This window comes from Gammaproteobacteria bacterium (assembly GCA_016716465.1).
Lineage (GTDB): Bacteria > Pseudomonadota > Gammaproteobacteria > SZUA-140 > SZUA-140 > JADJWH01.
In genome coordinates this window covers 1-12542 of record JADJWH010000005.1, presented here as the reverse complement: position 1 = coordinate 12542, position 12542 = coordinate 1, and the positions used below count along the sequence as shown (strand labels likewise).

Sequence of the window (12542 nt, the reverse complement as noted above, 5' to 3'; positions counted from 1 at the left end):
CATTTGGCAATTTCCTGACTGTGTTATACTCCGTATCCGTACATAACATAAATATATGTACCCGAGAGAGGAAATATATATGTCAGTGAAGCAGAAAGCGGTGGTCGGCAACTGGTATATGAACATGACGGGCCAACTGATCAAGGTGTGGGCCGTCGGCTACTCTTCCGGCCGTCCTGCCAGAGTGGTGATCGAGTACCTGAACGGGAAGCGCAAGATCATCGGATACAGCGACTGGTGCTCGCTCGATCTGGAGATCCACCTGTACAGGGCCGCGCGCCGCCAGGGCGGTAACGAAGAGCTGCACCGCTGAAATATCCGCAGCACGTCCGCCATCATCCCCCCCGCTGATCATCTCGGCGGGGACCGTAACACCGGAGCAGCAGACGGTGGCGGTTTTTTCTTTGTCATCGATTCTGCCCCCGCCAAGATCGCTGGCGGCGGGCTTCCTTCCCGCCCAGGTTCACCCCAAGGCTTGCCATCACTTAACTCGCTGATTCAATTTCCCGATTCTCTTCATCCTGCGGCTTGACAGGCAAAAAAGAACATCGGCATAATTAACCGCCAATTTTAAGGCAAACAATAATATTCGAGTTCGGCCAGCATATTCGACTGAATTCCGAATCGCATCGCAGCCGTGAACAATGCACTGCGGGCTCCTTGTAAGATCACTACAACGAAGACACGTCCGTAAGGAGGGAGTATTATCATGAAATCACGTTGGTTGAATCTGACGGCTGCCGCCGCCTTGACCCTGGGTGCAAGCCAAGTCATGGCTGCTGATATGCCGCCGCTGGCCGCTTCGAGTGGCTGCACCGCTTGCCACGCGATCGACAAGAAGGTCGTGGGTCCGGCTTGGGCGGATGTCGCCAAGAAATACAAGGGCGACGCTAGTGCGAAGGGCCACCTGGTCGACAAGGTGAAGGCCGGCGGCAAGGGCAACTGGACCGAGGTCACAGGCGGCGTTCCGATGCCCCCCTACTCGCCCCGCGTCTCTGATGCCGATATCGGCACGCTGGTGGACTTCATCCTCGGCCTGTAATCATTCGGCCATCGTTGTACCTGTAAAAGCCGGCCCTGACGGGCCGGCTTTTCTTTTTTCCCCGCCCACTGCCGACACGTTAAATCCCGCTGCCCGGCCACCCCGAACAGGGGCGGGATTTTAATAAATGAGAATTATTTGCATTTATGGCCTGTGCTGGATATACTGCCTTCCATGCGGTCGGACATGGGTCCCGGCGCCCGGCCAACATCTCAACCAACCACGCGTATGACCCTCCTCACAGCGCGTGTCTCGGGAGCGCGAATGCGCTCCCTTTTTTATTTGTGACGCTTGCGACCGACGGTATGGAACGACGCAGTAAAAACAGAGTGGGTGGGGAAAGCGTGTGCGACTGGACTTTATAGCGCGTTCAGATCTCGATCATCTCAAAATCCTCCTTGCCCGCACCACAGTCGGGGCAGCGCCAGGTCAGAGGCACATCCTTCCAAAGCGTGCCGGGGCTGATCCCGTGTTCGGGCAGCCCCAACGCCTCGTCATAGATAAAACCGCAGATGACGCACATGTATTTCTTCATGCTCAGCCGGCTCGATTAAAGCGGATGCATCACGCCGATCGTCGCGGTCGCCGCAGTAACGATCTCGCGGTTCGCCAGCCCGGCCGCGGTAAGTTCCACCCCGCCCCGGAGGCGCCAGTCCCGCCACACCTTCAACTCGGCCCCTGCGCCCCCGATCAGTGACCCACCGTCATCGTTGAAACGATTGATGTCATTGATCGTGGCGCTGTACACGATCCGCGAGTCCCACATGAAGAAACCACCCTTAACAAAGAGGGTCAAATTCAGACGGTCCAGTGGCAGCAGCCCGAGACCCTGTATCGTCAAGCCCCGGATCTCGGTGCGACCCTCGACCGGACCCGCGGTCCAGATGGAGCCGGCGCCGTTGGAATTTCCGCTGAACACCGTATCGGCGAAACTCAGGTAACCCACCTCGAGGGCGACATACCGATGCAGGCGGTAACCCGCGTACAGGTGAAACGCCGGACCGGATTTATCGATACTGGCGCCAGTGATCGAGCTGTCGGTCCAGAAGGCCTCATCCAGATCGACCATGCCGATACCTGCATCGGCACCGACATACCAGCCAGTCTCTTCGGCGTGAGCGGTAAGCGAAAAGGCCGGCAGCAGTGCGCACAGCCCCAGGATCATCCAACAATACCGTTTCCAATGCATGAATACTGCCCTGTAATAACGGCCGGCGTGAAACGAGAAGAAACCGTGCGCCTGAATCGCGGGATGCGGCCTGATTATGCTTTCCCCTAAGACGCCACCGCGGAAGGGGAAGTTCCGCGTGAATCGACGACGGATATATCATACGCGATCCACGAGACCCGTATCGACAACGATCTGTGGATGGAATGAAAGATCGGCCCCCTAGCCGCCCTGTTCCTCCATCAGTTCACGCTGGCGCCGGTCCGTTTCATCCAGCATCGGAGCCACCGCCTGCGCCTTTCTGTAGGCGTTTTCCTGTGTCTTCCAGGCATGGTCACTCGACCCGTCGTTCGCCGGCTCGCCACCCCCCGAGCAGGCGGACAAAACCAGCAGACAGGCCGCCGGGAAAAAATACCGATGAAATCTCATCTTCGCCTCCCAAAAGGAGCACCTGAAGGGGATTAGTTCCTGTATCGGAGTTCGGCCGACAAACATAAGCCCACCCGCTGGACTGGCGCACCGCGACCGGCACGGAACGACGGGGGGCTAAGAAGGTTCGACGTCGGAATGGAAACGGATGCAGCCCGATTCGAGCCGCCCGACCAGGACACGTCCGGCCCCTCCGACAGGCTGGAGCGTGGATCGTACCATGGCCTCCGCCAGCGGGGCGGTTACTTCATGCCGGAAGGTCCTTGAGACCGCACGGGCGCCGAAACGGCGGTCGTATCCCCGCCGCGCAAGCCAGGCACGCGCGACTGGATCGAGCGCGACCGTCCAGCCGGAACGTGTCAGGCGATTGTTGAGGCGGCCGAGCTCCAGCTCGATGAGCGCGTCGTAGGTCTCCGGATCCAGGCTGTTGAACAGCACCACACGATCGATACGATTGATGAACTCGGGATCAAAACTACGGTGCAGTGCCGCCTCCATGATTCTCTGCAGGCGACGGCGGCGGACCTGACCGGAAACAGGCAGCAACCGGCGCCAGCCCCGCCGTAACCCATCTTCATAGCGCTGGATCGCGCGCGCAGCGAGGTTGCTCGTCATGAATACCAGGGTGTTGCGAAAGTCGATGGTCCGGGCGCCTGAAGTCAGGGTCAGACGCCCATGATCGAAAACATTGAGCAGCGCCCGGATCACCTCCTTGCCCGCCTTCTCGATCTCGTCGAAGAGGACGATACCAGGCCGCCCGAAGCTGCCCTGGATCAGGTCGAGATCGAGCAGCGTCGTCCCTTCGCGACTGCCCACATAGCCGGGAGGGGCGCCCGTGATCGCGGCGGCGTAATGATCCTGGGCGAGTGTATTCATGTCGATGCGACAGCAGGCATCAGCGCTGCCATGGATGGCCTCGGCGAGCACGCGGATAATCTCCGTCTTGCCCACCCCGGTGGGCCCCAGCAACAGTGCAACGTACAGGGGACGGCGCGGATCGCCGAGATCGGCCTTGACCAGGTTCAGCATCGATTCGATGATCGCCAGCGCCTCATCCTGCCCGACGATGCGGGCGCGCAGACGCGCCATGACCTCCTGCGGTACGAACTGGAAGCGAGATACAGGACCCGCGGGCGGGATCGGAACCGGCTCGGGCGCGACAGCGGCGCACGCCCGCTCCCGATTCAACTCCGCCAGCATGTCATTGATGAAAGGCATTGCTGCAGCCGCCGGGTGGCCCGCCGCCCGGCAAGCGCGGCCCTGTCACTCAGCCCAGCGCGGCGGACTTTTCCTTCGGCTCGCAGGGCAGTTCCCCGACGGGACATTCGGCGACACCGATGGTGGTGCGCGTGAGCTTCTCGACGTTCTGCTGTGCCTTTTGGGCGTCCATCACCCAGCTGCGATAAAACTCGAACGGGCATTCGGCAACTCCCTTCTCGCCGTCGCCGGAGTTGTAAATGCCGGTATAGCCGCGATGGAGCAGCTTGAAGAGATGATTCTGCGCCTGATCGTTCGCACGCGCATCGCGGATCGAGGACACGGAGAGCTGGGCATACTGAATCCCCATCTCTTCCTCGCCACACTCGCCCAGGGTACGGCCATCGAAGCCGATGATGGCCGAGTGGCCGAAATAGGAATAGACGCCGTCGAAGCCGGTGGCATTGGCGACGGCCACGTAGCAGTTGTTCGCCCAGGCCATCGCCTTCGCCATCATGACCTGCTGATCCTTGGCCGGGTACATATAGCCCTGACAGCGCACGATCAGCTCGGCGCCTTTCATCGCACAATCGCGCCAGATCTCGGGATAGTTACCGTCATCGCAGATGATGAGACTGATCTTCAGGCCCTTGGGGCCCTCGGTGACGTAGGTGCGATCGCCCGGATACCAGCCTTCGATCGGGCACCACGGCAGGCATTTGCGATACTTCTGCACGACCCTGCCTGTGTTGTCGATCAGCACCAGGGTGTTGTAAGGCGCCTTGTCCGGATGCTCCTCGTGCCGTTCACCGGTCAGCGAGAACACGCCCCAGGCATTGGCCTTGCGGCAGGCCGCGGCGAAGATCTCGGTCTCTTCGCCCGGCACTGTGGCCGCCGTTGCCATCATCTCCTTGGCGTCGTACATGATCCCCATGGTGCTGTACTCGGGAAAGATCACCAGATCCATGCCGGGCAGACCGGCCTTCATGCCGACGATCATGTCGGCGATGTTGCGTGCGTTGGCAAGCACCTCGGCCTTGGTGTGCAGTCTCGGCATCTTGTAATTGACGACCGCGACGCCGACCGTGTCCCTGCTGCTGGAGATATCACCATGCCTCATGTCTAGCCACTCCTCATGCCTGAAATCGTTGAACTGAAATTGTGCCGACGGGATGTGCGCCGCTGACGGCCATGACGCCGGCGCTTACCCGACAGAGTGATCATCCATGCGAGGAAAGCACTCGCCACGTCCCTGTGGCGAATGAACCGCACATGGATAGGAGCAGGATGCATGCCAAGGGAGGAATTACTGAAAACTCATTGGGTTGTGCGTGGTACGAGACTCGATGCGCCGGGGGAATGCACCACGGCGAAACATTGGACGCACCTGGAACGCGCAGCCGGGCAACACCACGCCCGCATCCCGGAGCGAATCAGCTAAACCGGCGGGGGTACTCGCAGTGCCTCGATATCCTCATAGGCCGCCCATTCGAAACGAGGGCTGCAAATGGCGAGGAATATCAGGTCGGTCGTCCCGGTATTGGTGATTCGCTGCGCAAGCGAGGGCGGAATGATCACCACATCGCCCGCGCACACGGGCCGCGGCGGCAGCGCACCCAGTTCGACGCTGCCACACCCGGAAACGATCACGTACCGCTCTGTCGTCCCGGACAACCGGTGCCAGCGGGTCGTGACGCCGGGCACAACCCGGGCGCGCGCGATGGAGACCGTATCATCGTCGAGGCTGTTCGAAAGCTCCTGGATGTAGCACCCTTCGGCCGAGAGATACTCTTCCGCATCCGTCGCGCGCCTGATCGATCCATTCATCATCCGGCCTTCACCCCTGGTGATACTCACGCACGATCTCGCGGTAGCGGAAACAATCCGTGGTATGGTCATTGACCAGCCCGCAGGCCTGCATATGGGCATACATGACCGTGCTGCCGACGAAGCGGAACCCGCGCCGCTTGAGATCGCGACTGAGGGCATCGGATTCCCGGGTGGTCGCCGGAACCTGCCTGAGCGTCCGCCGTCGATTGACCCGGGATTTTCCGCCGACGAAACCCCAGATGTATTCATCAAAGCTGCCGAATTCCTCCTGCACGGCGAGAAATGCGCGTGCATTGCTGACGGCGGACTCCACCTTCAGTCGATTGCGGATGATCCCATCGAACTGCAACAGACGCTCGATTTTTTCCGGACTGAAGCGTGCGACCTTGCGCGGGTCGAATCCGCCAAAGGCCGTGCGGTAACCGGAGCGACGCTTGAGGACGGTGGCCCAGCTCAGGCCGGCCTGTGCGCCCTCGAGGATGAGAAACTCGAAATGTACCCGGTCATCATGCACGGGCACGCCCCATTCCTCATCGTGGTAGCGCTCATAGGCGGGGAAGGTATCGCAGGCCCACTGACAACGAGTGACTTTCATAGGGATGTGGCATCGTCCGCCCTGGAAGGGAGTATGGTACCACCCGGCCAGCAGACGGTGCAGCGGGCCAAACAAGGCCCATCAGCTGCTCCGCGCCCGGGTAAACGCACCGGCGCCTGGCAGGGGATAACCCGGGTTGTCCATCCGAATCCCCGGCTGCCGGGCCGCATCGCAGTGACCCTCGCCGCCAAGAATCCGGGGTGGATAGCCTGAAGGACGTGCCCGCCGGAAGATCCCGCAATTTCCGCCATCCCGTGCAGTCGCCGTGACGGGTCGCCGTAATCCCTAAGCTGCTGAAGTTATCGAATGTTTTGCCGATATTTTTGGCATGCCATTCAAATCTTCAATAAAAATCAGCGGTCTCGGGGCCGGTGGTCTCTCCCTGGTTTACGCCGCGTTTGCCGGGTTGTGGATCCTCATCACCGATAACCTGCTCGGCATGCTCATCAGGGATCCCACCCTGGCCCAGAAGCTCAACCTGGGAAAAGGCTTCATGTTCGTCGCCGTCACCGCCGCCCTGCTGTATCTCCTGCTGCGCACCCAGGTCCCGTCGTCGGCGCGCACTATAGAGATGGAACAGAGTCGCCCTCAACCGCGCCCTCTGCGTCTGTTGCTGGTGTTCGGTGCCCTGGGCATGGTGGCGCCGCTGATCAGCTTCGGAATCATCCACCTGCACGGCCCGCACATGCGGCAAACCGCCTATGAGGATCTACGCGCCATCGCCGGACTCAAGGCCAGACAGATGGATTTCTGGTTGCATGAGCGGCGTGGCGATGCCGAAATCATGGCGTCCAGCATGGGGTTCATCGAAAGCGTCGCCGCGATGCTGCGCAGTGACCCGGTCGCCCGGGAACGGGTGCTTGCGCGGCTCGACAGGCTCAAGCAGATCTTCGCTTATGAAACCGACATCTATGATTCCTCCGGCCAGAAGGTCTACTCCACATTTATACACGACGATTCTTCCGATCTGGAACTGCAAAACCATCTGGCAAACGCACTGCACAGCGGCCGGGTGCAGTACCGCGATATCTATCGCGACGGCAAGGACCAGATTCATCTGGAATTCGTCGTCCCGCTGTTGCTGGGTAATCCCGTCGACGGTAACCGCGCCGTCGGCAATCTGGTCATGCATGCCCCGGCGGAACACTTTCTCAACCCGCTCATCGATACCTGGCCGACGTCCAGCGCCAGCGCCGAGACCCTGCTGGTACGCCGGGACGGGAACAGGCTCAGGCTGCTCAGTGAATTTCACCATACACGCGTCCTCCAGCCGGAGCAGGCGCCGATCGAGATCGATCTTCCCGGCACGGAAAATCCGGAACAGGTGCTGGAGACAAAGGATTATCGCGGCGTCACCGTACTGGCCGCCATCCAGCCGGTGCCCGGAACCCCATGGAGCATCATTGCCAAAATCGACCGCGATGAGGTGATCGCCCCCCTGCGGGCATTGGCGTTCTGGGTCTCCGTCGTATCGATTTTCGCCACGGCATGCCTTGGTGCGGCGTTCTTCATGCTTTGGCGGCAACAGGCACGGACCTATAGCCTGGAATTACAGACCCAGGCGGCCGAGAAGGATCGCGTGTTGAGACATTTCTATGACCTTTCGCTGATCGGCATGGCGATAACCTCTCCCGTCACCAAGCAGACGCTTCAAGTCAACGACGAGCTGTGCAAGATCACCGGCTATTCTCACGACGAAATGCTGCGGATTTCCTGGCCTGAACTGATTCATCCGGAACACCGTGACGCGGATCTCGCTGAATACGCCCGGCTGCTGAATGGTGAAATCTCCACCTACGCGCGAGATTCCAGGCTCATCCGCAGGGATGGCGCCGTCATCGACATCACCGTCAACTCGCAGTGTGTCCGCAAACCGGACGGAGAACCGGAGCTAACAATCGCCACTATTCAGGATGCGACCAAGCGCAAGACCATGGAACATGCCCTGCGCGAAATCTCATCGAACTTGAACCAGGCCCAGCGCATCGCCCACATTGGAAGCTGGGCGCTCGATACGCGACGCAATGAATTGAAATGGTCGACCGAGACGCACCGGATCTTCGATGTGCCCGAGGGCACACCCCTGACCTATGAGCTTTTTCTCGACCTCGTGCATCCCGATGATCGTGGATACGTGGATCAGGCATGGCAGAAAGCGCTACGGGGTGAAGCATACGATATCGAACATCGGATCATTGTCTCCGGACGAACCAAGTGGATCCGGGAGCGCGCCGAGCTCAATTTCGATGCCGCCGGCCAACTGATCGGCGGTCTCGGAACGTCTCAGGACATCACCGAGCGCAAGGAAATCGAACTGAAGCTGCTGGAGAGCGAGGAGATCCGCCGGCAATCCCAGCGCATCGCGGCACTGGGACATTACGTTTTCGATATCGAAAGCGGTTCCTGGACCAGTTCGGACATGCTGGATGAAGTCTTTGGAATCGATGCGTCCTATCCAAGGGATGTAGAAAGCTGGCTCAGACTCATTCATCCGGAACAGCGGGACGAGATGCTGAAATATCTGCAGGATAACGTCCTGGGCGGCCGGAATCCGTTCAACCGCGAATATCGGATCGTGCGCCCCAGCGATGGCGCCGAGCGCTGGCTGCACGGGCTCGGACGCCTGGAGCTGCATCCGGACGGCCGGCCCCGCCGGATGCTCGGCACGATCCAGGACATCACCGAACGCCGCAGGAATGAAGAGCGTCTGCGGCTGGCCGCCGCTGTGTTCGAGAACAGCCATGAAGGCGTCATGGTCACGGATGCCCAGCAACGCATCGTGCTGGTGAACCGGGCCTTCTGCGAACTCAAGGGTTATGAGGAACCGGAACTGCTGGGACAGACACCGGACATGCTCCAGTCCGGGCGCCATGACGGTGAGTTCTACGCCACCATGCAGGAAAGCCTCGCCTCCACCGGTTACTGGCAGGGAGAGGCCTGGAACCGGCATCGCAGCGGCGAGCTATCCCCCGTCCTGGTCAGCGTCAGCAATATCTACGACAACGAGGGACAGGTTACCCACACCGTCGGGGTGTTCACCGACATCTCCATGCAGAAATCGACCGAGGCCCGGCTCGAACACATGGCCCATCACGATTCACTGACCCAGCTGCCCAATCGCCTGTTGATCCACTCCCGCCTCGAGCACAGCGTCGAGGTCGCCCGGCGCGAAGGCCGCCGCCTGGCCCTGTTGATGCTCGACCTGGATCAGTTCAAGGACGTGAACGACAGTTTCGGTCATCTTGCCGGCGACGAACTGCTCCAGCAGGTCAGCAAACGCCTGAGCGGACGGCTGCGCGGCGTGGACACGGTGGCCCGACTGGGTGGCGACGAATTCGCCGTCCTGCTCGACAATCCCGCGCATCAGGAAGATGCCCTGCGCATCGCGAACGACATCATCAAATTGCTCAGCGAGCCATGGCATCTTTCCAACGGCATCGAGGTGCGTATCGGCGCCAGCATCGGCATCAGCCTCTTTCCCGAGCACGGACAAAGCGCCGACGCCCTGCTGCAGCAGGCTGACGCCTCGCTCTATCGGGCCAAATCGGAAGGCCGCGGTTGCGCCAGATTCTTCAGCGATGATATGACCGAATCGGCGCGTAATCGCCTGGAAATCGAATCCAAGCTGCGCCGGGCGCTGAGACAGAATGAGCTGCGGGTCTATTACCAGCCGCAGATCGACCTGTCCGACGGCAGCATTTCCGGCGCCGAGGCCCTGCTGCGCTGGCACGATCCCGAGCGCGGACTGGTGCCGCCGGGCGCGTTCATCCCGGTTGCCGAGGAAACGGGCCTGATCACGGAGATCGGTGCCTGGGTGTTGCGGGAGACCTGCCGCCAGGGACGCGAATGGATCGATCTCGGCCTTCCGCCGCTCACCTTGTCGGTCAATCTCTCGCCGCACCAGTTCCGTTTCAACGACATCCAGTCCACGGTTAGACAGGCCCTGTCCGAATCCGGATTCCCGCCCGAGCGGCTCGAACTGGAGTTGACGGAGAGCGCCCTGATGGCGCGCGAGGACGAAGCGGCCGAGAAGCTGGAGCGCCTGCGCGAACAGGGGGTGCGCCTGGCCATCGACGACTTCGGCACCGGCTACTCCTCGCTCGCCTACCTCAAGCACTTTCCGATCGACGTGCTCAAGATCGACAAGCGTTTCATCGATGACATCCCCCACCAGGAGGACGACAAGGCGATCACCGCCGCGATTGTCGCCATGGCCCACACCCTGGGTTTCGAGGTGACCGCCGAGGGCGTGGAGACCCCGGAACAACTGGCCTTCCTCCGCACGCAGGGATGCGACCGCTTTCAAGGCTATCTGGTCAGTCCCGCCCTCCCGGCGGAGGAATTCGCCGCGCTGATGCGCGGGGGGTCACGGCGCGGCAGCCGCGTCGGCTGAACCTCCCCGTCGCCCGGTGGGACGGCGCCCGGGGCGCCTGTTCTCACGGCGATTTCTCGCGCCTCTCGCCCGTCAGCATGGCCGGATTATGCGCCGTGAAACGGCGTACCAGCGGGGCCGCGAGCGCCGCGTCCCCATGGCGGGTGTAGCGGTAACCGAGAACGGCGGCGAGCAGGGCTCCTCCGGCATCCACCATCAGGTCGGTCATCGTATCGACCAGACCGGATTTCTGCATATTGAATCCGAAGAACCAGTCCATCAGGAACTCGAAGATCTCCCACAGCGTCCCCACCGTCACCGCGAAACCGAATGACGTGATCGCGACATAGAGCGGCGCCATTCGAATGCGATGGGTGCTGTAAAAGACATACACCATCAGGAATCCAATCAGTCCCATGACCAGCGCGGAGACGCTGTGCAACAGGATGTCCCACCACCAGTAACGCAGATAAAATCCGCGCACCTCGCCGAGGCCGAAGCTGGCGTACAGAAACACCGAGGTCGCCAGGGTAAACTCGACGGGCAGATGGACGGAAAACTGATGTTCGATCAGCGCCGGCAGAAAGGTCAGGGCGAGCACGACCAGCGCCGTGAACGCCACCAGCCAGTGCCGCTCCCACAGGGCGCCAACGAATACCAGCAGGATGGCCAGCTGGAGCACGCGCGACAGGCCGATCTGTACGGAGGTGTTCCAGTCACGCGTGCGGACAACACGCTTGAGCAGCGACTTGATGCCGGATGAGCGTGTCATGGCCGGATCAGGCGGGCCCACAGTGAGGCCGCTGGCCGCGCGCCGATTTCCCCCGGCGGTACCCGGTATCCCCGGCACAGCGGCGCAACCCTCGGGAAAGCGCGGGTCACATCAGCTCCGCCAGTGCCATCTTGCCGCATACCAGACGTTCCTTGGCCGCCTTGCTCAGTGCCTTGACGCGATGCTCCGCGCGGAGCGCCTCCGGCCGGCCGCCCACGGTACAGGTGTAGACAAGCAGGAAGGGGCCCTTGCCACGCAGATATTTGGCGCAGGCCGCGCCTTCGGCCGAATGCTCCTGCAGTCGCCGCGCCAGATCGTTCGTCACCCCGGTGTAGAGTGAATCATCCCGGCACCGGATCATATACAGCTGCCACATGTACGCGATTTCCTTCAGAGGATCAGGTGGCGCAATACGCCCGCCGCCGCGCAGGCCGCGATCACGGGCACGACACCGACCGGATACCGCGACAGAGCCAGAAACGCCGCCAGGCACAGGATGGCGGCGAACACATCAAACCCGCCCTCAACGCCCCGCGGCCACAGCACATGCCAGGCGAAGAACAGGGCGAGATTGACGATGACCCCGACCACCGCGGCGGTAATGCCCGCTAGCGGCGCGGTGAAGGCGACCTCATGACGGCTGGCCTCGACCGCGGGGCCGCCGACCAGGATGAACAGGAACGACGGCAGGAAGGTGAACAGCGTCGCCACGCACGCCCCGGCGATGCCGGCCCAGGGCAACAGTTCCGGGCCGAAGATCTGCTGGGTCCAGCCGCCGACGAAGCCGACGAAGGCCACGACCATGATGAGCGGGCCCGGGGTGGTCTCCCCCAGCGCGAGTCCGTCGATCATCTGGGCGGCGGTCAGCCAGCCGTAATGCTCGACGCCGCCCTGGTACACATAGGGCAGCACCGCGTAGGCGCCGCCGAAGGTCACGAGCGCCGCCTTGGTGAAGAACCAGCCCATCTGCGTCAGGGTGCCGTGCCAGCCATAGCTCATCAGCAGGAACCCCAGGACCGCCGCCCACAGCCCGAGCCCGATCGCGACGAAGGACAGCAGACGACTCCAGCGGAAACGCGCATGTTCCGGTGCTGGGGAATCGTCATCGATCAGCGCGGGTGCAGTCGATCGCCCGCC

The 12542-nt window shown here is 61.6% G+C and carries 13 protein-coding genes; 3 read left to right on the top strand and 10 right to left on the bottom strand.

Annotated elements, in window-relative coordinates:
- Positions 1-79 precede the first annotated feature (79 nt).
- A complete protein-coding gene (locus IPM20_10920; protein MBK9132130.1) occupies positions 80-313 on the top strand; it encodes a hypothetical protein in 234 nt (77 codons plus the stop codon).
- 396 nt (positions 314-709) lie between these two features.
- Positions 710-1042, top strand: a complete 333-nt coding sequence (locus tag IPM20_10915; protein ID MBK9132129.1) for a c-type cytochrome — start codon at positions 710-712, stop codon at positions 1040-1042.
- A gap of 370 nt (positions 1043-1412) precedes the next feature.
- Here IPM20_10915 and IPM20_10910 read toward each other — a convergent pair whose 3' ends face one another.
- From IPM20_10910 to IPM20_10880, 7 genes are all read right to left on the bottom strand, one after another.
- Positions 1413-1577 (bottom strand): rubredoxin, encoded by a 165-nt coding sequence (locus IPM20_10910; GenBank protein ID MBK9132128.1) that lies wholly within the window; start codon positions 1575-1577, stop codon positions 1413-1415.
- Between the two features lie 15 nt (positions 1578-1592).
- Positions 1593-2207, bottom strand: a complete 615-nt coding sequence (locus tag IPM20_10905) for a porin family protein (GenBank protein MBK9132127.1) — start codon at positions 2205-2207, stop codon at positions 1593-1595.
- A 225-nt stretch (positions 2208-2432) separates the two neighbouring features.
- Positions 2433-2639 carry a hypothetical protein gene (locus IPM20_10900; protein ID MBK9132126.1) on the bottom strand — a complete coding sequence of 69 codons (207 nt, stop codon included), beginning with the start codon at positions 2637-2639 and terminating at the stop codon, positions 2433-2435.
- Between the two features lie 117 nt (positions 2640-2756).
- The gene (locus IPM20_10895) at positions 2757-3857 is read right to left on the bottom strand and encodes an ATP-dependent Clp protease ATP-binding subunit (protein MBK9132125.1); all 1101 of its coding nucleotides are present in this window, start codon (positions 3855-3857) and stop codon (positions 2757-2759) included.
- A gap of 49 nt (positions 3858-3906) precedes the next feature.
- Complete coding sequence (locus IPM20_10890; GenBank protein MBK9132124.1) at positions 3907-4956, bottom strand: aliphatic amidase; 1050 nt, start codon at positions 4954-4956, stop codon at positions 3907-3909.
- A 317-nt stretch (positions 4957-5273) separates the two neighbouring features.
- Positions 5274-5663, bottom strand: coding sequence for a cupin domain-containing protein (locus IPM20_10885; GenBank protein ID MBK9132123.1), 390 nt, complete (start codon positions 5661-5663; stop codon positions 5274-5276).
- Positions 5664-5673: 10 nt separating this feature from the next.
- Positions 5674-6261, bottom strand: coding sequence for a DNA-3-methyladenine glycosylase I (locus IPM20_10880; protein MBK9132122.1), 588 nt, complete (start codon positions 6259-6261; stop codon positions 5674-5676).
- 328 nt (positions 6262-6589) lie between these two features.
- Between IPM20_10880 and IPM20_10875 the strand changes: the two genes are divergently transcribed.
- A complete protein-coding gene (locus IPM20_10875) occupies positions 6590-10654 on the top strand; it encodes an EAL domain-containing protein (protein MBK9132121.1) in 4065 nt (1354 codons plus the stop codon).
- A gap of 43 nt (positions 10655-10697) precedes the next feature.
- On the opposite strand, the gene IPM20_10870 is transcribed toward IPM20_10875, so the two are convergent.
- The 3 genes from IPM20_10870 to IPM20_10860 form a co-directional block, all read right to left on the bottom strand.
- Positions 10698-11378 carry a hypothetical protein gene (locus IPM20_10870; protein MBK9132120.1) on the bottom strand — a complete coding sequence of 227 codons (681 nt, stop codon included), beginning with the start codon at positions 11376-11378 and terminating at the stop codon, positions 10698-10700.
- A gap of 133 nt (positions 11379-11511) precedes the next feature.
- Complete coding sequence (locus tag IPM20_10865) at positions 11512-11781, bottom strand: GIY-YIG nuclease family protein (GenBank protein ID MBK9132119.1); 270 nt, start codon at positions 11779-11781, stop codon at positions 11512-11514.
- A gap of 14 nt (positions 11782-11795) precedes the next feature.
- Positions 11796-12542 (bottom strand): chromate transporter (locus tag IPM20_10860; protein MBK9132118.1); only part of this gene is annotated, 747 nt, incomplete at its 5' end.